The organism is Salmonella sp. SAL03688 (assembly GCF_046551895.1).
GTDB classification, from domain to species: Bacteria; Pseudomonadota; Gammaproteobacteria; order Enterobacterales; family Enterobacteriaceae; genus Salmonella; species Salmonella enterica.
On record NZ_JBGDVI010000036.1, the window covers coordinates 1 to 19711 of the forward strand.

Here is a 19711-nt window from a genome sequence, read left to right on the forward strand (position 1 = left end):
AGTGCCTTAAGCGCTTTATCGAAATCGAAGGGCTGGGACATGTGTCATTCCTTTTTGATTGTATATTACTGGAATGACACAGAATTTCTAACACTCCCGGCGTGTCATCAAACAGAAAGGGAAAGACCGCTTTCATTCCTCTCACCTTAAACCGTCCGGTCACCTGCTTGCGCTGTTCTGGCGTCAGTAACCTGAACATCATCTCCCAGATATCTTCAGGCTCCGCTTCCTGTAAGGAAATGGGTTCTGGCGTCGGTTCCTCTCCGCTGTCGTCAAGATAACGATGAACATAAAGAGGGAAAACAGATATATGAAACTCCTCGGCCTTTGATTTAACACGCTTACGCCTGACCCCCTCTTTCCCTTCGCTGTACTTATACAAACGTTCGCGAACCGCAGGCTCGCTTCCCGGAAACCCCGGTAAGCCAAGACATTCCTTAACCGTGAACCATTCCTTTGCCATCGGTTTCTTTCCTTTCCCCTGATGAAATAAAAATATTTCTTCTTTTTCGCGAAATTTTGCTTTCTTTCTGGCACTATTCTCAGAGTGAAAAAGAAAGTAACTTTCTTTTTCTCGCGCTAATTTTTACCTTAAAAATATCGGTGCCGATAACACATCTTCTTAGGATTACAGAATGGAACCAAAAAGCCAGGACTGGCATCGTGCAGATATTAAAAGTGCACTTGAAAAAAGAGGTATTACGCTCAGAGATCTTTCTCGTCAGGCCGGTGTGCGGAATTTACCCGAAAGGCAATTCAGGCGGGCGGTATCACGCTGGGGCATACATATCATGCGAAAGATTATGGCCCAATGTTAAGAAGCGCCGGATTCACCGCTATTGGTACCTATGAAATGCCGCGCGAGGGTGACGTCATCATTATTCAACCTTACGCTGGCGGAAACCCGAGCGGTCACATGGCGATATACGATGGTGCAGAGTGGTATTCAGATTTTAAACAACGCGATATGTGGGCCGGCCCGGGCTACCGGGCAGCCAGGCCCTCATATACCATCTACAGGAAGAATTAATGAAAACGTTCTCCCTTGTCGCGCTTATCCTGTTGCTTTGTAGTTGCTCTGCGCCTCATCACGACAGTACGCAGGCCGTGAAGCAGTTCTATACCTCATGGATGACGACGTTCACGAACGATGTGAATACCCCTGACGACACCACCGCCTTAATGCAACGTTACGTTGCTAAAGAGGTTATTCATCGCCTGGCGCTAATACAGTCCCTTTATGAACAGGAGATTGTGGGAGCAGATTATTTTATGTATGCGCAGGACTATGCGCCAGAGTGGATTCCACAGTTACGGGTTGGGAAGGCACACCCTTTCCTCGGCGGAGAAAAAGTGGATGTTCTGTTGGGCACAGAGTCAACGCCCATTCACCTGGAAGTTTATACCCGTTGGGAAGAGGGACGCTGGAAAATTTACCGCGTTCGGGATGCTGATAAGGGTTATGAACAGCCGATTTATGACGCAGGCGCCATCACCCAGGCTGAAGCCTGGTCAGCAAAAGTCGCGCCGGAATATAAGAAGCATTAAAAAAGGGAATCGCCATCGGTCTCTTGTTCGTACCGGAGAGGTTAAAGCGCCTATTTCATCAGGCTCTTATTCCGTCGCTGAAAACAGTAAGCCGAAAACAACCCAGGCATTATTTAAAATATGAAGTGTTATCGGTATCATTAGCCCACGGCTTCTCATTCGAACAACGCATAATATCGATGAAAAAACAAACAGATAAACAAAAGTCACCGCAAAGAGATATTGTGTATGCATAATTGCAAAAGCGAGTGAGGTAATAATAATACCGGAAGCTCTTGAGTACCGACCCCAACCGATACTGCTGTTTAATAAAAACCCTCTGAATATAATTTCCTCCGCCACAGGAGCCAGAAAGCACATCGCCAGCGTGTTAAGAAATTTATGAAGAAAAAATTGCCTTGATAACTCGGCCATCCAGGGTTCCGGGCCACTAAAAGCATTGTAGAGAACGGTAAGGCACACCAGGGCCAGCGCCGGAAAAAAACATTCCACAAATGATAAGCGGCCCAATGATAAAAACGGATAATACTTTGAATAAATACTCCAGGCGGCAATCGCATAGACAAAAACAATACTATATATAAAAGGCGCAGCCAGACCTCCCAAATAAAGCCAGGCATAGGAAGGCGAAAATGAGGCAAAAACAAAAATGCCAAGCAAACCAAATAAAACAGCCACACAACTCAAACTATGCCTAATTTTATCTAATGTATTAGTTGGCATTTATAGAATATCCATATAATTTGTTGTTCCCTGAATGAAAAAACAGGTCGCATTAGCGACCTGTTTCATTATTGATACTACAACGTAATAGTCAGGCTTACAACTTACGCATCACCAGCGTGGCGTTGGTGCCGCCAAAACCGAAGCTGTTAGACATTACGGTAGTCAGTTCACGCTCGGTCGTTTCGGTCACGATGTTCAGACCCGCAGCCTGCTCATCCAGCTCTTCGATGTTGATACTCGGCGCGATAAAACCGTGCTCCAGCATCAGCAGAGAGTAGATAGCTTCCTGCACGCCTGCGGCACCCAGCGAGTGGCCGGTCATCGCTTTGGTTGCAGAAATTGCCGGGCTGTTATCGCCAAACACTTCACGGATTGCACCAAGTTCTTTCACGTCGCCTACCGGAGTAGAGGTACCGTGAGAGTTCAGGTAGTCGATCGGCGTGTCTACGCCGTGCATCGCCATCTGCATGCAACGTACTGCGCCTTCACCAGACGGAGCAACCATGTCTGCGCCATCGGATGTTGCGCCGTAACCGACGATTTCCGCATAGATATGCGCGCCGCGCGCCAGAGCGTGTTCCAGCTCTTCGACAACAACCATACCGCCACCGCCCGCGATGACAAACCCATCACGGTGCGCATCATAGGTACGGGACGCTTTTTCAGGCGTATCGTTATATTTGGTGGACAGTGCGCCCATCGCATCGAACTCACAGGCCATTTCCCAGCACAGCTCTTCGCCGCCGCCAGCAAAAACGATGTCCTGTTTGCCCAGTTGGATCTGTTCAACCGCATTACCGATACAGTGTGCGGAGGTCGCGCAAGCGGAGCTAATGGAGTAGTTCACGCCATAAATTTTAAACGGCGTAGCGAGGCAGGCGGAAACGCCAGATGCCATTGCTTTCGTCACCACATACGGGCCCACGGCTTTCAGACCACGCGGGCTACGCATGGCGTCTGCGCCAAAGACCTGGAATTTCGGGGAGCCGCCGCCGGAACCTGCAATCAGGCCGACACGCGGGTTATTCTGATAGACTTCCGGCGCCAGACCGGCGTCGGCCACTGCCTGCTCCATAGACAGATAAGCATAGATGGAGGCGTCGCTCATAAAGCGCACGACTTTGCGGTCAATGAGGCCAGTGGTATCCAGTTTTACGTTGCCCCATACCTGGCTACGCATGCCGGCGTCCTTCAGCTCCTGAGAGAAAGTGATCCCTGAACGTCCTTCACGCAGAGATGCCAGGACTTCCTGCTGGTTATTACCGATGCTGGAAACGATGCCCAGGCCAGTAATCACTGCACGTTTCATTCAATACCTCTGTAATTCGCACTATTTTTAAGTTTCGATTGGCACAATAGCGTACACTTGTACGCCGAACAAGTCCGATCAGCCATTTAGTACGGAAATTTGCGCCATCAGGCACACATCGTTAAGATCGCGATACCGCCCGTCAGACGAGTAACTTACGTGAAACAATACGCCATACAACCCGCCACACTCGAATTTAACGCTGAGGGTACACCTGTTTCCCGAGATTTTGATGATGTCTATTTTTCTAATGACAATGGACTCGAAGAGACACGCTACGTTTTTCTTGGCGGCAATCGTCTTGCGGAGCGATTTCCCGTACATTCACATCCATTATTTATAGTCGCGGAAAGCGGTTTTGGCACCGGACTCAACTTCCTGACGCTGTGGCAGGCGTTTGACAGCTTTCGTTCTGCGCACCCACAAGCGACGCTGCAAAGGTTACATTTCATCAGTTTTGAGAAATTCCCGTTAACGCGCGACGATCTGGCGCTGGCGCACCAACACTGGCCGGAGCTCGCGCCCTGGGCAGAGCAGCTGCAGGCGCAATGGCCGCTGCCGCTCCCGGGGTGCCACCGCCTATTGCTGGATCGGGGTCGGGTGACGCTGGATTTGTGGTTTGGCGATATTAATGAGCTGACCGACCAACTGGACGCCACGCTGAATCAAACAGTCGACGCCTGGTTCCTCGACGGTTTTGCCCCGGCGAAAAATCCGGATATGTGGACGCCAAACCTGTTTAACGCGATGGCGCGGCTGGCACGGCCCGGCGCAACGCTGGCGACGTTTACCTCGGCGGGTTTCGTCCGTCGGGGATTACAGGAAGCCGGTTTTACCATGCAAAAACGCAAAGGCTTCGGACGTAAACGCGAGATGCTTTGTGGAGTGATGGAACAACACCTCATGCCGACCCTTTCCGCGCCCTGGTTTTACCGCAGCGGAAGCGAAAAACGTGAAACGGCGATCATTGGCGGCGGCATCGCCAGCGCGCTGTTATCACTGGCGTTACTGCGTCGCGGCTGGCAGGTGACGCTCTATTGCGCGGACGACCAGCCCGCCCAGGGCGCTTCCGGTAATCGACAGGGCGCGCTTTATCCGCTCCTTAGTAAACATGACGCCGCCATTAATCGCTTTTTCCCGACCGCATTCACCTTTGCCCGTCGCCTGTATGATGCCCTGCCCGTCTCTTTTGATCATGACTGGTGCGGCGTGACGCAGCTCGGATGGGATGAGAAAAGCCAGCAGAAAATTGCCCAGATGCTGTCCCTGGCGCTGCCCGCCGGACTGGCCTCGGCGCTCAATGCCGAAGAGGCGGAACAGGCGGTTGGCGTGACGACACGCTGCGGAGGAATTACCTATCCGGCAGGCGGCTGGCTGTGCCCGGAACAATTAACTCGCGCAGTCATCGCACTGGCGACCGAACAGGGTTTACAAACGCGCTTTCGCCATACGCTCACGTCGCTCGTTGCGCAGGAGTCGCGCTGGCAACTGCGCTTTACGTCAGGTGAAACCGCCGGCCATGAGACCGTCGTTCTGGCGAACGGCCATCAGATTAACCGTTTTGATCAGACCCAGTCGCTGCCGGTGTATGCCGTCGGGGGGCAGGTCAGTCATATTCCCACCACCCCCGCTCTCTCGGCGTTGCGTCAGGTGTTATGCTACGACGGCTATCTGACGCCGCAAAATCCGCATAATCAGCAGCACTGTATTGGCGCCAGCTATCACCGGGGTGACGAAAGCACCGTCTGGCGCGAAGAAGATCAGCGTCAGAACCGACAGCGTCTGCTTGACTGCTTTCCGGATGCGAAATGGGCCACAGAGGTTGACGTCAGCGGCAACAGCGCCCGTTGCGGCGTGCGTTGCGCCACCCGCGACCATCTGCCGATGGTGGGCAATGTTCCGGATTACCACGCCACGCTGACGCATTACGCCGATTTAGCCGATAACAAAACGTCGGCGGCGCCTGCGCCTGTGTATCCGGGTTTATTTGTGCTTGGCGCGCTGGGATCGCGTGGTTTGTGCTCAGCGCCATTATGCGCAGAAATTCTGGCGGCGCAGATGAGTAACGAGCCGATTCCACTGGATGCCGGTACGCTGGCGGCGTTAAATCCGAATCGGTTATGGGTGAGAAAGTTATTGAAGGGAAAAGCGGTGAAGTAATGGGTCAGTCAATAGCGGAAGGCGGCAAGCGTCGCCTTCCGGCCCACGGCGTTATTGTTTTGCCTTGTCGAACAAATTGTCCCACATCGCTTTGACTAACGCCTGATCGCGCGGCGACAGTTCGCCGGCGCCGATCGCTTTTTCCAGACTTTGGCTAACGTTGGCATAGACCGCCTCAACGGAGTGGTCATCACCGCTCTCCAGCTCGGCAATGGCTAACGTCAGGTGGCCACGCAGGTATCCACTGGCAAAAAGCTCATCGTCGCTGGCGTGCTCTACCATATCGTCAATTAATGCCAGAATGCGTGATTCAAACTCCGCGATCATCTTCTTTCCTCATTGTAAACGTGGCGCTGGCTTTAATTAAGCGCTTCCGGCCACGGGAACTGTTCCGCCTTAAGTTCGGGCGTGTGATAGTAATTCTGTAGCGCTTTGATGAAGCGGGCCGGACGTTCAGGAATGCCCTGCTCCAGATACGCCATTACCTGCGCATGAACCCGGCGCTGAAACGCCACGCGATCCGGCTCAATATCGCCTTCCAGATTGTCGCAACTGACGTTAAAGGGATACCCCGCCGCCACGCAAAACAACCAGTCGAAAGCCTGTGGCTTCACCTCAACGTCTTCGAATTGACTTTGGGTCTGCGCGTCGCGTCCGTCCGGGCAGTACCAGTAACCAAAGTCAACCAGTTCGCGGCGCGCCTTACCGGCGATACACCAGTGAGAAATCTCATGCAGCGCGCTGGCGTAAAACCCATGCGCAAAGACGATACGGTGGTACGGTACCTGCGCGTCAGCAGGAAGATAGATCGGTTCGTCGTCGCCTTTAATCAGACGGGTATTAAATTCTTCGGCAAAGCAGCCGTTAAAAATCTCAATTAACTGTTCGTAATGGTGCGTACTGTTCATTAATTCATCCCCAACCAGTGGAGGATCTCCTGTCCGTGGCTATCATAAAGTAACCTGGCGCTCATTACCGCCGAGACAATAACGATCATCGGTCTGATAAGCTTTTGGCCTTTGCTCAACACCAGACGCGACCCCATTCGCGCCCCTAAAAACTGACCAACCAGCATCACGAAGCCCGTCGCCCAGATCACTTTGCCGCCGATGATAAATAACAGCAGGCCGCCAACGTTGGAAGTAGCGTTAAGCACTTTGGCATGTGCCGTGGATTTCGCCAGGTTATAGCCACATAAGGTGACAAACGCCAGAGCGTAAAACGACCCGGCGGCAGGCCCGAAAAAGCCGTCGTAAAACCCGACGCATCCCCCGGCTATCAGCGCGAACGGTAATCCATACAGGCGGCGCTGGCGATCTTCCTCGCCCAGCTTCGGCATCAATAAAAAATAGAGGCCGATGAAAATCACCAGGATAGGCAAGATCTGGCGCAAAATATCCGCCTGCACGTGCTGCACCAGCAGCGCGCCGCTCATCGAGCCAATGAACGTCATCAGAATATTGAGCTTTTGCTCGGCCAGGTTTACCACCTTACGGCGAATAAAATAGAGCGAAGACGAGAGGGAGCCGCCGCACGCCTGTAATTTATTGGTCGCCAGCGCGTTTGCCGGCGACATCCCGGCGGCCATCAGCGCAGGGATAGTGAGCAGCCCTCCGCCCCCGGCGATAGAATCAATAAATCCTGCCAGTACGGCGACAAAAAACAGCACTACCAGCAGTAGCGGGGAGACCATAAACAGATCATAAAAATTGTCCATCAGAGTACATGCTCATCCAGTAGCGCCTGGCAGGAAGGCGGCAACGGCGGCGGTGTCTTCTTCTCAGGCTTTGTGGTGCCAGGTTTTGGCGGTTCGAACCAGCTTTGCAGTTCAGCGCCGCATCCATCGCCCGGCGGGGGTAAAGGTTGATCTTCGCACTCCAGGCTGTCGGCAGGGCAGCGTAAACGCACGTGCATATGCGCGCGATGCTGGAACCAGGGGCGTACTTTACGTAGCCAGTCACGATCGCTTCCGGCATCGAGGCAAAGCTGTTGTTTAATAGCCGGATTGACGAAAATACGGGTGACGTCGTTGTCTTGTGCCGCCAGTTTGATCAGACTGGCGATATCCGACGACCAGCGCGACGGCACGACATGTTTACCGTCGCGGGACACCAGATCTAACGCCTGCGGGCGCAATAGCTGCGCCTGGCTCCAGCGCGTTTTCGGCAACTGCAAGAAAATATCCACATCAAGCCCGGTTTGATGACTGGCGTGTCCGCCATTAAAGCGGCCTCCGGCAGGCATCCCCATGTCGCCTATCAGGACGGTTCCGAGCCCCCGTTGCTGCGCCTGATGACTCAACCGCTGGATAAACATGACCAAGTCCGGGTGGCCGAAATAACGGCGCTGATCGGTGCGCATCACCTGATAATTATCGGACTGTACCGGCAACGTGTCGGCGCCAATGATGCATCCGTTGGCAAAGCTACCGATAGACTGTGCGGCGCCGGGGACAGGATGAGTTATTTTCTGCCACGGCGTCGCCGCCAGGCTGGCGCTACTGACAAACCATGCCAGCAGCGCAATCGCGGTTTTTTTCATTTCTTACCAGCGTGGAATCTCTGTCTTTACATCCGCATTCTGTGCCCGATGGCGCAGCAGGTGATCCATCAGCACGATCGCCAGCATGGCCTCTGCGATCGGCACTGCGCGAATCCCCACACACGGATCGTGGCGCCCTTTGGTGATCATCTCGACTTCTTCACCCATCCGGTTGATCGTACGTCCCGGCACGGTAATGCTGGAGGTAGGTTTCAGCGCCATATGCGCCACAATGTGTTGCCCGCTACTGATGCCACCGAGGATGCCGCCAGCGTGGTTGCTCTGAAAACCCTGCGCCGTGATTTCATCGCGATTCTGGCTGCCGCGCAGCGCCACCACGTTAAATCCTTCGCCGATCTCCACGCCTTTCACCGCATTGATGCTCATCAGCGCATGGGCAATGTCCGCATCCAGTCGGTCAAATACCGGTTCGCCAAGCCCTGCCGGCACGCCGCTCGCCATCACCGTCACTTTCGCGCCGATGGAGTCGCCCTCTTTTTTCAGCGCGCGCATCAGTTCGTCCAGCGCGTCAAGTTTGTCCGCATCGGGACAAAAGAACGGATTAAGCTCAACCTGACGCCAGTCTTTAATCTCCAGCGGAATATCGCCCATCTGGGTCAGGCAGCCGCGGATTTCGATGCCGAACTTTTCCGCCAGGTATTTCTTGGCGATCGCCCCTGCCGCTACGCGCATCGCGGTTTCACGCGCGGAAGAACGTCCACCGCCACGGTAATCGCGCAGGCCGTATTTCTGCTCATAGGTGTAATCCGCGTGTCCCGGACGAAAAACATCTTTAATCGCGCTGTAGTCCTGCGAGCGCTGATCGGTGTTTTCAATCAGCAGGCCAATGCTGGTGCCGGTCGTCACGCCATCAAACACGCCGGAGAGAATTTTTACCTGATCCGGTTCGCGGCGCTGGGTAGTATAGCGCGAGGTGCCGGGGCGGCGTCTGTCGAGATCGTGCTGCAGATCGGCCTCCGTTAACGGGATGCCGGGCGGCACGCCATCGACGATACACCCAAGCGCCAGCCCGTGTGATTCGCCGAAAGTGGTTACGCGAAAGAGTTGTCCAATTGTGTTTCCTGCCATCACGGCTCCGTTATCGTTGTTGTCGTTTGCGTGTTTTAATCTTTATAAATGTTGAAATGTTCACGGGCCGCGAGCAACTGCGCTTTGGTCAACATAAAGACGCCATCGCCGCCGTTGTCAAACTCCAGCCAGGTGAACGGCACATCCGGATACTGCTCCATCAGATGTACCATGCTGTTTCCGACTTCACAAATCAGAACGCCGTCATCGGACAGATAATCCGGGGCATTCCCCAGGATACGACGGGTCAATTTGAGGCCGTCAGTGCCGGACGCCAGCCCCAGCTCAGGTTCGTGGCGATATTCGTTCGGCAGATCGGACATATCCTCCGCATCGACATAAGGCGGGTTAGTGACAATCAGATCGTACTGAACTTTCGGCAGATCGCGGAACAGATCGGAACGGATTGGCGTCACGTGATGGATAAGACCGTGTTCTTCAATGTTATGCTCGGCGACAGCCAGCGCATCCGGCGAAATATCGACCGCATCAACCTCTGCGTCCGGGAAAGCATAAGCACAGGCGATGGCGATGCAGCCGCTGCCGGTGCACATATCCAGAATATATTTCGGCTGTTGGCTAATAAGGCCGGCGAAGTGGTTATTAATCAGCTCGCCAATGGGCGAACGCGGCACCAGCACGCGCTCATCGACATAAAATTCGTGGCCGCAGAACCAGGCTTTATTAGTCAGGTAGGCGACCGGGATACGCTCGTTAATGCGACGAATCACTCGCTCGACAATGCGGTGTTTTTCGCTGGACGTCAGCCGCGCGGTCCGCATATCTTCCGGAATATCCAGCGGCAGATAAAGAGACGGCAACACCAGTTGTACCGCTTCATCCCACGGGTTATCGGTACCGTGTCCATACCAGATATTCGCCGCGCTAAAGCGGCTTACCGCCCAGCGCAACATGTCCTGAATGGTATGCAGTTCACTTACTGCTTCATCGACGAAAATTTTATCCACGTATTCCTCCAGGGCATGCTCGCATTAAATTCGGCGGCTAGTTTGCCACGAAGACAGGGATAAATCAGCATTGACGCGGCGGGAGAATACGAAAAATCCGTTTTGACCGTTCGGATATCCTCCGGGTCGGGTAAACTAAGGCAAAAGATCAGACGAGACCCACGAATGAAAAAGAAAACATCGCTCAGCGAGGAGGACCAGGCGCTGTTCCGTCAGCTGATGGTCGGCACCCGAAAGATTAAACAGGATACTATCGTCCATCGGCCACTGCGCAAGAAAATCACGGAAGTCCCTATCCGAAGGTTAATTCAGGAACAGGCGGACGCCAGCCACTATTTTTCCGATGAGTTCCAGCCGCTGCTCAATACGGAAGGGCCGGTAAAGTATGTCCGTGAAGATGTCAGCCATTTCGAGCTAAAAAAAATGCGCCGCGGCGACTATTCGCCGGAACTGTTTCTGGATTTACACGGCTTAACGCAGCTTCAGGCCAAGCAGGAACTGGGGGCGCTGATTGCCGCCTGCCGTCGGGAACATATTTTTTGCGCCTGCGTCATGCATGGACACGGTAAACATATTCTGAAACAGCAAACGCCGTTATGGCTGGCGCAGCATCCGCATGTGATGGCCTTTCATCAGGCACCAAAAGAGTACGGCGGCGACGCCGCGCTGCTGGTGTTGATTGAAGTGGAAGAGTGGCAACCGCCCGAATTACCCTGATGCGGAATTGCCGGATGGCGGCGCAAGCGGCTTATCCAGCCTACGAACAGCCAGCGCTGTCGTAGGCCTGATAAGCGAAGCGCCATCAGGCAGCAAAGATTAAATCGCTTTCGCCATTTTCAGATTGCAGGGACTCATTTGCCAGTTGAATGTCCCCTTGCCGCTTACATCAAGCGTAACGTTGGCAATTGCGGACGTCGTGAACATCGGCGGCGTTTCGCCCGGACAAAGCTCAGATACCAGGTATCCGACCAGAGGTAAGTGAGAGATCACCAGCACCGATCCGATCTCTTCATTGGCCAGCGCCTGGAGGTAGGCGCTGACCAGACCGACATCGCCACAGGGCGTTAGCTCCGGCAGGACATCCACCTGAGCCGGCAGATTCATACAATCGCCGACCACATCTAACGTCTGTTCGGCCCGAAGAAACGGACTCACCAGAACACGTTCGATATCCACTTTTTGACCTTTCAGCCAGTTCGCCATCAGGCGAGACTCGTCACACCCACAAGGGGTCAAGGGACGAACCGAATCACTGGCGGCATCGAGGGCTGCGTCGCCGTGACGCATGATAAAAACTTGCATATTGCACCGCTTTTGTTAACCAGTTTCACCAACACGCTTACCACATGCCCCTATTGGCTGCGGCAAAAATGCGGTGGCCGGCATTGTGCCTTATCCATTCACTGAATGAAACGCTGTTTTTTACCTCAATGGCGTAAGTATAGTCAATCCTTGATTATTATTTCGCCACTAAGGAGGCATTCAGTGCGGATTCATATTCTCTTTGACCTCAATTTCCCTGGTCAGTTTCCCCATTCGTCCAGAAATGCTCCCTGCGCTCCGCCATGCGCACTAATTGTTCACAAGGCGCGTAACGAGGACCGTAAAGTGCGGCCAGGCGCTGTAATGTCGCCACCATTTCACCCGGCCCGAGAGCATCCATATAGCGGAACGGGCCACCGAGAAACGGCGGAAAACCGATACCAAACACGGCGCCAATATCGCCATCGCGCGCGCTGCGAATCACTTTTTCGTCGAAACAGCGCGCCGCTTCGTTAAGCATTAACATGACACAGCGCTCTGCCACCTGCTGCGCAGACAGTCGACTCTGCCCTTGCACGCCAATAAGCTTATAAATAGCAGGGTCAACCTGTTTTTTGCTTTTACGCCCTTTTTCGCCATAAAGATAGAAACCGCGACCATTTTTTCTACCTTTGCGATCGTCATTCAAAATTGAAGCGACAACATTTGCAGGCGCGCTAAAACGTTCTCCATACGCCGCCTCAAGCACAGGAATAATTTTAGTGCCCGTGTCGATTCCTACCTCATCCAAAAGTTGGATTGGCCCCACCGGAAAACCAAATTTTACCAGGGCGGCGTCAATATGTTCGACGCGTTCGCCTTCAGTCAGCATCCGAATCGCCTCATTGATATATGGCGCAAGAATTCGGTTAACATAAAACCCGGCTTTATCACTGACGACTATCGGGGTTTTACCCTGTTTTTTCGCCAGCTTAACGGTCGTGGCGATGGTCTGCGCGGAAGTAGACGCATGAGGAATAACCTCAACCAGCGGCATTTTTTCGACCGGGCTAAAAAAGTGCAATCCAATCACCTGTTCCGGTCTGGCCGCATTCGCCGCAATATCGCCAATCGGCAGGGAAGAAGTATTGGAGGCAAAAATGGTGTGAGCAGCGCAATTTTGCTCCACTTCCGCCACCATCTGTTGTTTTAACGGCAGATCTTCAAACACCGCTTCAATGACCAGATCACGATGACTGAAACCACGGTAATCGGTCGAACCTGATATCAACGCCAACTGTTTATCGCGTTCGCTGGCTTTGATATGGCGGCGGCGTACTTTTGTTTCAAGCAGATCCCAGCTGTACTTCAGAGCATGATTGATCCCCTGAGTATTTATATCCTTAATTCGTACTGGCAAGCCGCCTTTACAGGCCGTAACCCAGGCGATACCGCCGCCCATTAACCCGCCGCCTAAGATGCCCACGCTGTTCAACGGGCCGGGCGGCGCATCGCTACCGGGATCTTTTTTCACCTCGGTACTGGCAAAGAAAACAGCGCGCAGCGCCTGCGATTGAGGCGTCATCGCCAGCTCGCCGAAAGCGCGCGCTTCCGCGTCATAGCCGCTACTGCTGCCCTGCGCCAGTCCAGTTTCAATCACATCAATGATCCGCTCCGTCGCCGGATAATTACCCTGCGTTTTTTGCGCCGTCTTTTTACGCACCAGGCGAAATAACAGCGCGCGCCCCAGCGGCCCAGCCAGGATACGTTCACGGACCGGTAATGTCCGCTGCGCCAGGCGTTCTTTTTTAGCCAGCTCGACAGCCGCTTCCAGTAAAATAGTTTGCGGCACCACATCATCAACCAGCCCTGCTTTAAGCGCCTGTCTGGCGCGAAGCTGTTTACCTGTCAGGATCATATCCAGCGCGGTACTGACCCCCACCAGCCGTGGAAGTCGCTGCGTTCCGCCCGATCCCGGTAAAAGCCCTAACTGTACCTCCGGCAGTCCGAGAACGGTTTTAACGTCGTCGGTACAGATACGCCGATGGCAGGCCAGCGCCATTTCAAGACCGCCCCCCAGGCAGGCGCCGTGAATGGCGGCGATAACCGGAACAGGCAACGCCTGGATCTCCGCCATCAGTTGTTGCCCCTGACGCGCCAGCGTTTCCGCTTCCTGCGCGTTTTGGCAGTGACCTATCATGTTGATATCAGCGCCAGCAATAAAGTTATCTGCTTTGGCTGAGATAAAAACAACGCCCTGCAACGCTTTATTTTCCCGGATCTGCTTCAGGATGGCGCGTACCTGCGCGGCAAACTCCGCTTTCAGGGTGTTCACCTTTTCTCCAGGGACATCAATAGCGACAACTGCGACATTATCCAGACGCACGTTAAGCATAAAAGCTGATGTGGTAGTCATTATTCCGCCTCCAGAACCATCGCCGCGCCAAGACCGCCAGCCGCGCAGGCTGTGACCAGGCCAAAACCTCCGCCCCGACGCCGTAATTCATGCAACGTTTGGGTTATCATCCGCGCGCCCGTTGCGGCAAAAGGATGCCCGTAGGCGATTGAGCCGCCGAGCACGTTGAATTTAGCGTCATCTACCTCCCCTGTCGCCTGCGCACGACCAAGCACCTCACGGGCAAATCGTTCGCTGCCCAGCAGTTGTAAGTTCGCCAGAGTCTGAGCGGCAAACGCTTCATGCATGTCAAAAAGCGTCAGATCTGCCATCGTCAACCCGGCCCGCTCCAGCGCCAGCGGCGTTGACCAGGCCGGCCCCAATAGCATGTCCTGCCAGACATCAATAGCGGTAAAAGCGTAGCTGCGCAGATAACCAAGCGGGTGCAGCCCCAGCTCTTTAGCGCGGGATTCGGTCATCATAATAACGGCGGCAGCGCCGTCGGTCAGCGGTGTACTATTGGCGGCGGTTACAGAGCCATGTTTTCGGTCAAAAGCGGGACGCAGTTTGGCGTAGTCCGCCAGCGTGGAGGTGCCGCGAATGTTGTTGTCTTCTGCAAAGGGGTTTTTATACGGCGGCACATAGGTCGTCATCACTTCTTCCGCCAGTTTGCCCTCCGCCCATGCCTGCGCGGCGCGCTGATGTGAACGATGCGCCAGCGCGTCCTGCTGTTCACGCGTAATACCATACGTTTTCGCCATCTGTTCGGCGGTATCGCCCATGCGCAGACCGGTGGAATACTCAGCAACGGCGGGAGGAACGGGCAGCAGGTCGCGTAAGCGCAGACGAGAAAAAAGCGTCAGCCGTTGGCGGGTCGTCCGGGCTTTATTGACATCAACCAGTACCCGCGCCAGGGCTTTACTCACGCCTATTGGCAGTACCGACGACGAATCTGCGCCGCCAGCGATACCCGCGCGTATCGTGCCGGCCATCAGGCTTTCCGCCACATTCGCTACCGCCTGAAAACTGGTGGCGCAGGCGCGGCTTACGCTATAGGCATCGGTATGAACATTCATCCCCGTACCCAGCACAATTTCGCGCGCAATGTTGGGCGCTTCCGGCATTTGTACTACCTGACCAAAAACCAGTTGCTCAATGGCATCGGCTGGAATTTCACTGCGCGCCAGCAGCTCGCCTACCACCATCTTGCCGAGATCAACAGCGGGAATACCATGAAATGCAGTGGCCTGACGAGCGAAGGGGGTTCGTAACCCACTGACAATAGCAATGCGATCGCCCTGACGGGTGACCAACGGTAAAGCCTGACGCATAGTACTCCCCTGTAAAAAAATAAATTAGTGGTCTGACCTGATCACAGTCTTAACCAATTTTTTACATTTAGCCAAGCAGAGAGAAAAGAAAGTGGGAGCTAAGGCACAGTGAAGGGAAGCGACAAAAAAAGAAAACGCCTCCGCCAGATGATGACGGAGGCGTCGTGAATGAACGGATTAACGCAGGCCGAGCTGGAAGATCAGCGTTTCTGCTTCGCAGGCGAAAACAAAATCAATATCCAGACGAACGCCTTCGGATTCCTCGGTAAAGGTTGGCGTAATTTGGCAAGGTTCAGACTCCACGCTACGCGCTTTTTCGGTTAACGCCGCCAGCGTCTCTTCAGCCTCTGCGCGGGTAGCGAATACGCGGCTGTATGACGCGGTGCAATCGGAGTTGTCCATGATGGTTCCAACGTCCATACAGCAGCAAACCGGGGTTTCATCAGCACTGCATTTACTCATTGTAGATTTCCTCTGTATTTGCACCCAGGGTGCCAGATAAACGATGGGGATATTTTACGCTCCCGGCATTCGCCTCTCCAGTCGTTAATGGTGGGAAACGCGTTAAGTGACCGAAATCACACTTAAAAATGATCTAAAACAAAAATCGCGCGATCGGGTGACCGTTAAGCCCGCCGATTTTGCCAGCCAGATCTCGTTTCTAAGATCACAATTGAAAAAACTTATAAACATACTTGCAACATTCTAGCTGGTCAGACCTATACTCTCGCCACTGGTCTGATTTCTAAGTCGTACCGCAGACCCTACACTTCGCGCTCCTGTTACAGCATGTAACATAGTTTGTATAAAAATAATCAATGAGGTTATGGTCATGAGCCAGAAAACCCTGTTTACAAAGTCTGCTCTCGCAGTCGCAGTGGCAATCATCTCCACCCAGGCCTGGTCTGCAGGCTTTCAGTTAAACGAATTTTCTTCCTCTGGCCTTGGCCGGGCCTATTCGGGTGAAGGCGCAATCGCAGATGATGCGGGTAACGTTAGCCGCAACCCGGCGTTAATTACCATGTTTGACCGCCCGACGTTTTCAGCGGGCGCGGTTTATATTGATCCTGATGTTAATATTAGCGGGACATCGCCATCTCGTCGGACGTTAGATGCGGATAACATCGCGCCGACGGCCTGGGTGCCGAACGTCCATTTTGTCGCCCCGATTAACGACCAGTTTGGCTGGGGGGCTTCTATTACCTCTAACTATGGTCTGGCGACAGAGTTTAACGACACATATGCCGGCGGCTCGGTTGGCGGTACGACCGATCTTGAAACCATGAACCTGAATTTAAGCGGCGCTTATCGCTTAAATGAGGCCTGGAGCTTCGGCCTCGGCTTTGATGCGGTATACGCGCGTGCGAAAATCGAACGTTTTGCGGGCGATTTAGGCCAGTTGGTCGCGGCACAGAATCCGGCGCTGGCGCCGGTCGCGGGTCAGATTCCCAGCGACACCAAGATTGCCCACCTGAACGGTAATCAGTGGGGCTTTGGCTGGAATGCCGGTATCCTTTATGAACTGGATAAAAATAACCGCTACGCGCTGACCTACCGCTCGGAAGTCAAAATTGACTTTAAAGGCAACTACAGTAGCGATCTTCCCATCGCTATAAACCGCTTTAACCTGCCTATCCCAACGGCAACCGGCGGCGCGACGCAGTCAGGCTACCTGACGCTGAATCTGCCGGAAATGTGGGAAGTGTCCGGTTATAACCGTGTGGCGCCACAGTGGGCCATCCACTATAGCCTGGCCTATACCAGCTGGAGCCAGTTCCAGGAATTGAAGGCAAAATCGACCGCTGGCGATACGCTCTTTGAGAAGCATGAAGGCTTTAAAGACGCTTACCGCATTGCGTTGGGCACCACCTATTACTACGATGACAACTGGACGTTCCGTACCGGTATCGCCTTCGATGACAGCCCGGTACCAGCGCAAAACCGTTCTATCTCTATTCCGGACCAGGACCGTTTCTGGCTGAGCGCCGGTACGACTTACGCCTTTAACAAAGATGCGTCTGTCGACGTTGGCGTCTCTTATATGCATGGTCAGAGCGTGAAAATTAATGAAGGCCCTTATCAGTTTGAATCTGAAGGGAAAGCCTGGCTGTTCGGTACTAACTTTAACTACGCGTTCTAATCTCTTTCTGAAACGGATCAAAAAGGTGAGCATTGCGCTCACCTTTTTATTTACTGCCGTTTATTCCGAGTCGATCTCTTTGAGTTCGTCCTGAATCGCCTGCGCGTTCGGGTTTTCCTGCGGCTTGAGTTTTCCGCCATTGGCGATAAAGTCATGACGCTGGAAGTACGCCTCACGCACCATAATATAAGGATCGGAAGACTGGCGCAGCAAACCATCGGAGTCCAGCAACTGCGCGCGGGTTTCTATCCCTTCGATAGTCCATTTTCCTATGGACATTGGCCAGGTCAACCACGAGAGCACCGGATACAAGGTATCCGCCATATCCCCGCCATCTTCACGCAGCGTGAAGCTGCCGTAGAACGGAAGTTGCATATAAGGCCCATACCCCACGCCATAATGGCCCAGCGTACTGCCAAAGCGATGCGGTTCAACGCGCTGCAGCTTAGGATTCGCCATTCCCGCGACGTCAATAAAGCCGCCCATCCCTAATAAGGTATTCAGGAAGAAACGGGTGAAATGCACCATACCCTGATAAGGATCGCCCTGCAGGAAATAGTTCACCATGATCGCCGGTTCTTCGAGGTTGCCGGTGAAATTACTTAAACCGTTACGCGCAGGCTGTGGAACATAATCACGCCAGGCGACCGCGACCGGCCGAACAACATACGGGTCCAGCACATTAAAGTTGAAGTTGTACATGGTGCGGTTAAACCCTTCAAATGGGTCTGAACGCCCCTGCTGTTCTGTACCGGAACTCGCACACCCGACCAGCAGTGTGGTTCCCAGCGCCAGCGCCGACAGGCGAAGCTTCATAGATGTCTCCCTGTGAATTATGGCTATCGCTGATTGCCATCCATGACGGAACGCTACCGTATCCGCCTGTTTAGGTGTGAGCGATTTTAACAGCACGTCAAACGATGTCTATATGCGCGATCTCATTGCTCTGAGCATAGCCTGGTAACGTAACAACGTGACGGCCCTATTCTAACGAAACAGATAAAAACGAGCGTGATCATTTTTATTTTTTCGGAGAATGCCCCGGCCTGGGTAAATGAAAAACCGCTACGCTTTATTAATATGTGTTAATCAGCAGAGATCATCATGGATAGCCTTAACGACGATAAAATTAACCGGCAAAGCAGTGACCTGGAAGTTGAAAGCGAAGAAAAACAAAGCGGTAAAGAGATTGAAGTGGATGAAGATCGTCTTCCTTCCCGCGCCATGGCGATTCATGAACATATTCGCCAGGATGGTGAAAAAGAGATGGAACGCGATGCGATGGCTTTGCTCTGGTCAGCCATTGCCGCAGGACTTTCTATGGGGGCATCACTCCTGGCGAAAGGGATTTTTCACGTGCAGCTTGAAGGCGTTCCCGGCGGCTTTTTACTGGAAAATCTCGGCTATACCTTTGGTTTTATCATTGTCATCATGGCCCGCCAGCAATTATTTACTGAAAATACCGTTACTGCCGTATTGCCGGTAATGCAAAATCCCACTCTGAGTAACGTTGGCCTGCTGATGCGCTTATGGGGCGTAGTCTTATTGGGCAACCTTATTGGCACCGGGGTTGCGGCGTGGGCATTTGAATATATGCCTATATTTGATGAAGAGACCCGCGACGCCTTTGTCAAAATTGGTATGGAGGTCATGAAAAATAGCCCAACGGAGATGTTTGCCAACGCGATTATCTCTGGCTGGATCATCGCCACAATGGTATGGATGTTTCCTGCTGCAGGCGGGGCAAAGATTGTGGTCATTATTTTGATGACCTGGCTTATCGCGCTGGGCGATACCACCCATATTGTCGTCGGTTCCGTTGAAATTTTGTATTTGGTTTTCAACGGCACGCTGCCCTGGAGCGACTTTCTCTGGCCCTTCGCCCTTCCCACACTTGCCGGAAATATCTGCGGCGGCACTTTTATTTTCGCATTGATGAGCCACGCGCAGATCCGCAACGATATGAGCAATAAGCGTAAGGAAGAAGCGAGGCTACGCGGCGAGCGCCTGGAACGGGAGCGGAAAAAAGCGGAAAAACAGCGCTGAGTGGCGACGGTTTAACCAGTCAGGCGGCGCTACACTTACTCCGGCGAATAAAAAACGCTATACTGGCGCCGCGTTGTCCCCTTAGTTAAATGGATATAACGAGCCCCTCCTAAGGGCTAGTTGCAGGTTCGATTCCTGCAGGGGACACCATTGATACCCAGGAAATTCTCTTCTTGCTGCATAACCTTTCGAGCGGTTCCCCTTTCATGTTGCTTT

Annotated in this window: 18 protein-coding genes, 1 tRNA gene and 3 pseudogenes; 8 read left to right on the plus strand and 14 right to left on the minus strand. The window is 53.4% G+C overall.

The window, feature by feature from the left end:
- Positions 1–97: 97 nt before the first annotated feature.
- Positions 98–463 (minus strand): annotated as a pseudogene (locus tag ACLJR2_RS22545) (hypothetical protein); the annotation flags it as partial.
- Between the two features lie 172 nt (positions 464–635).
- On the opposite strand from ACLJR2_RS22545, the pseudogene ACLJR2_RS22550 reads away from it, so the two are divergent.
- The 3 genes and pseudogenes from ACLJR2_RS22550 to ACLJR2_RS22560 all read left to right on the plus strand — a co-directional run.
- Positions 636–767 (plus strand): annotated as a pseudogene (locus ACLJR2_RS22550) (helix-turn-helix domain-containing protein); the annotation flags it as partial.
- A pseudogene (locus tag ACLJR2_RS22555) lies at positions 713–1030 on the plus strand (hypothetical protein); the annotation flags it as partial. The pseudogenes ACLJR2_RS22550 and ACLJR2_RS22555, both read left to right, overlap by 55 nt.
- A complete protein-coding gene (locus tag ACLJR2_RS22560) occupies positions 1030–1548 on the plus strand; it encodes a YbjP/YqhG family protein (protein ID WP_000847541.1) in 519 nt (172 codons plus the stop codon). The pseudogene ACLJR2_RS22555 and the gene ACLJR2_RS22560, both read left to right, overlap by 1 nt.
- A gap of 66 nt (positions 1549–1614) precedes the next feature.
- Here ACLJR2_RS22560 and ACLJR2_RS22565 read toward each other — a convergent pair whose 3' ends face one another.
- Positions 1615–2271, minus strand: coding sequence for a CPBP family intramembrane glutamic endopeptidase (locus tag ACLJR2_RS22565; RefSeq protein ID WP_001142913.1), 657 nt, complete (start codon positions 2269–2271; stop codon positions 1615–1617).
- A 97-nt stretch (positions 2272–2368) separates the two neighbouring features.
- Positions 2369–3583 (minus strand): beta-ketoacyl-ACP synthase I, encoded by a 1215-nt coding sequence (gene fabB / locus ACLJR2_RS22570; protein ID WP_000817161.1) that lies wholly within the window; start codon positions 3581–3583, stop codon positions 2369–2371.
- Positions 3584–3742: 159 nt separating this feature from the next.
- On the opposite strand from fabB, the gene mnmC reads away from it, so the two are divergent.
- Entirely contained in the window at positions 3743–5743 is a 2001-nt protein-coding gene (mnmC, locus tag ACLJR2_RS22575) for a bifunctional tRNA (5-methylaminomethyl-2-thiouridine)(34)-methyltransferase MnmD/FAD-dependent 5-carboxymethylaminomethyl-2-thiouridine(34) oxidoreductase MnmC (protein ID WP_000816089.1), read from the plus strand.
- A gap of 51 nt (positions 5744–5794) precedes the next feature.
- Here mnmC and ACLJR2_RS22580 read toward each other — a convergent pair whose 3' ends face one another.
- The 6 genes from ACLJR2_RS22580 to prmB are packed head-to-tail and all read right to left on the minus strand — an operon-like array spanning position 5795 to position 10341.
- The gene (locus ACLJR2_RS22580) at positions 5795–6070 is read right to left on the minus strand and encodes a YfcL family protein (RefSeq protein WP_000559749.1); all 276 of its coding nucleotides are present in this window, start codon (positions 6068–6070) and stop codon (positions 5795–5797) included.
- A 32-nt stretch (positions 6071–6102) separates the two neighbouring features.
- Positions 6103–6651, minus strand: a complete 549-nt coding sequence (locus tag ACLJR2_RS22585) for an elongation factor P hydroxylase (RefSeq protein ID WP_001089211.1) — start codon at positions 6649–6651, stop codon at positions 6103–6105.
- On the minus strand, positions 6651–7460 hold the full coding sequence (locus tag ACLJR2_RS22590) for a sulfite exporter TauE/SafE family protein (RefSeq protein ID WP_000368599.1): 810 nt from the start codon (positions 7458–7460) through the stop codon (positions 6651–6653). The genes ACLJR2_RS22585 and ACLJR2_RS22590 overlap by 1 nt, the downstream gene beginning before the upstream one ends.
- A complete protein-coding gene (gene mepA, locus ACLJR2_RS22595) occupies positions 7460–8284 on the minus strand; it encodes a penicillin-insensitive murein endopeptidase (protein ID WP_000750429.1) in 825 nt (274 codons plus the stop codon). The genes ACLJR2_RS22590 and mepA overlap by 1 nt, the downstream gene beginning before the upstream one ends.
- Positions 8285–8287: 3 nt before the next feature.
- Positions 8288–9373 (minus strand): chorismate synthase, encoded by a 1086-nt coding sequence (gene aroC, locus ACLJR2_RS22600; protein WP_000918457.1) that lies wholly within the window; start codon positions 9371–9373, stop codon positions 8288–8290.
- A 35-nt stretch (positions 9374–9408) separates the two neighbouring features.
- Entirely contained in the window at positions 9409–10341 is a 933-nt protein-coding gene (gene prmB, locus ACLJR2_RS22605) for a 50S ribosomal protein L3 N(5)-glutamine methyltransferase (protein WP_001542329.1), read from the minus strand.
- A 165-nt stretch (positions 10342–10506) separates the two neighbouring features.
- On the opposite strand from prmB, the gene smrB reads away from it, so the two are divergent.
- Positions 10507–11058, plus strand: a complete 552-nt coding sequence (gene smrB / locus ACLJR2_RS22610) for an endonuclease SmrB (RefSeq protein ID WP_000730793.1) — start codon at positions 10507–10509, stop codon at positions 11056–11058.
- A gap of 99 nt (positions 11059–11157) precedes the next feature.
- On the opposite strand, the gene sixA is transcribed toward smrB, so the two are convergent.
- From sixA to ACLJR2_RS22630, 4 genes are all read right to left on the minus strand, one after another.
- Entirely contained in the window at positions 11158–11643 is a 486-nt protein-coding gene (gene sixA, locus ACLJR2_RS22615; RefSeq protein WP_001195801.1) for a phosphohistidine phosphatase SixA, read from the minus strand.
- 208 nt (positions 11644–11851) lie between these two features.
- Positions 11852–13999 (minus strand): fatty acid oxidation complex subunit alpha FadJ, encoded by a 2148-nt coding sequence (gene fadJ / locus ACLJR2_RS22620; protein WP_000214145.1) that lies wholly within the window; start codon positions 13997–13999, stop codon positions 11852–11854.
- A complete protein-coding gene (gene fadI / locus ACLJR2_RS22625; protein ID WP_001248133.1) occupies positions 13999–15309 on the minus strand; it encodes an acetyl-CoA C-acyltransferase FadI in 1311 nt (436 codons plus the stop codon). Before fadI ends, fadJ begins: the two co-directional genes overlap by 1 nt.
- Positions 15310–15486: 177 nt before the next feature.
- On the minus strand, positions 15487–15771 hold the full coding sequence (locus tag ACLJR2_RS22630) for a YfcZ/YiiS family protein (RefSeq protein ID WP_000030904.1): 285 nt from the start codon (positions 15769–15771) through the stop codon (positions 15487–15489).
- 370 nt (positions 15772–16141) lie between these two features.
- Here ACLJR2_RS22630 and fadL point away from each other — a divergent pair, with 370 nt between their 5' ends.
- Positions 16142–17449 carry a long-chain fatty acid transporter FadL gene (fadL, locus tag ACLJR2_RS22635; RefSeq protein ID WP_001518618.1) on the plus strand — a complete coding sequence of 436 codons (1308 nt, stop codon included), beginning with the start codon at positions 16142–16144 and terminating at the stop codon, positions 17447–17449.
- A gap of 60 nt (positions 17450–17509) precedes the next feature.
- Here the strand turns inward: fadL and mlaA are convergent, their stop codons facing one another.
- Complete coding sequence (gene mlaA / locus ACLJR2_RS22640; RefSeq protein ID WP_000776787.1) at positions 17510–18265, minus strand: phospholipid-binding lipoprotein MlaA; 756 nt, start codon at positions 18263–18265, stop codon at positions 17510–17512.
- A 288-nt stretch (positions 18266–18553) separates the two neighbouring features.
- Here mlaA and ACLJR2_RS22645 point away from each other — a divergent pair, with 288 nt between their 5' ends.
- Together ACLJR2_RS22645 and ACLJR2_RS22650 are read left to right on the plus strand one after the other, a co-directional pair.
- Positions 18554–19495 (plus strand): formate/nitrite transporter family protein, encoded by a 942-nt coding sequence (locus tag ACLJR2_RS22645; RefSeq protein ID WP_000377779.1) that lies wholly within the window; start codon positions 18554–18556, stop codon positions 19493–19495.
- 75 nt (positions 19496–19570) lie between these two features.
- Positions 19571–19645: transfer RNA gene (locus ACLJR2_RS22650), tRNA-Arg, on the plus strand.
- Positions 19646–19711: the final 66 nt, after the last annotated feature.

What these genes read in the sequence shown, in the direction of transcription:
- ACLJR2_RS22560 (WP_000847541.1), top strand. Translation starts at nt 1,030, where the DNA reads ATGAAAACGTTCTCCCTTGTCGCGCTTATCCTGTTGCTTTGTAGTTGC.
- ACLJR2_RS22565 (WP_001142913.1), bottom strand. Translation starts at nt 2,271, where the DNA reads ATGCCAACTAATACATTAGATAAAATTAGGCATAGTTTGAGTTGTGTG.
- fabB (WP_000817161.1), bottom strand. Translation starts at nt 3,583, where the DNA reads ATGAAACGTGCAGTGATTACTGGCCTGGGCATCGTTTCCAGCATCGGT.
- ACLJR2_RS22580 (WP_000559749.1), bottom strand. Translation starts at nt 6,070, where the DNA reads ATGATCGCGGAGTTTGAATCACGCATTCTGGCATTAATTGACGATATG.
- ACLJR2_RS22585 (WP_001089211.1), bottom strand. Translation starts at nt 6,651, where the DNA reads ATGAACAGTACGCACCATTACGAACAGTTAATTGAGATTTTTAACGGC.
- ACLJR2_RS22590 (WP_000368599.1), bottom strand. Translation starts at nt 7,460, where the DNA reads ATGGACAATTTTTATGATCTGTTTATGGTCTCCCCGCTACTGCTGGTA.
- mepA (WP_000750429.1), bottom strand. Translation starts at nt 8,284, where the DNA reads ATGAAAAAAACCGCGATTGCGCTGCTGGCATGGTTTGTCAGTAGCGCC.
- aroC (WP_000918457.1), bottom strand. Translation starts at nt 9,373, where the DNA reads ATGGCAGGAAACACAATTGGACAACTCTTTCGCGTAACCACTTTCGGC.
- smrB (WP_000730793.1), top strand. Translation starts at nt 10,507, where the DNA reads ATGAAAAAGAAAACATCGCTCAGCGAGGAGGACCAGGCGCTGTTCCGT.
- sixA (WP_001195801.1), bottom strand. Translation starts at nt 11,643, where the DNA reads ATGCAAGTTTTTATCATGCGTCACGGCGACGCAGCCCTCGATGCCGCC.
- fadJ (WP_000214145.1), bottom strand. Translation starts at nt 13,999, where the DNA reads ATGACTACCACATCAGCTTTTATGCTTAACGTGCGTCTGGATAATGTC.
- fadI (WP_001248133.1), bottom strand. Translation starts at nt 15,309, where the DNA reads ATGCGTCAGGCTTTACCGTTGGTCACCCGTCAGGGCGATCGCATTGCT.
- ACLJR2_RS22630 (WP_000030904.1), bottom strand. Translation starts at nt 15,771, where the DNA reads ATGAGTAAATGCAGTGCTGATGAAACCCCGGTTTGCTGCTGTATGGAC.
- fadL (WP_001518618.1), top strand. Translation starts at nt 16,142, where the DNA reads ATGAGCCAGAAAACCCTGTTTACAAAGTCTGCTCTCGCAGTCGCAGTG.
- mlaA (WP_000776787.1), bottom strand. Translation starts at nt 18,265, where the DNA reads ATGAAGCTTCGCCTGTCGGCGCTGGCGCTGGGAACCACACTGCTGGTC.
- ACLJR2_RS22645 (WP_000377779.1), top strand. Translation starts at nt 18,554, where the DNA reads ATGGATAGCCTTAACGACGATAAAATTAACCGGCAAAGCAGTGACCTG.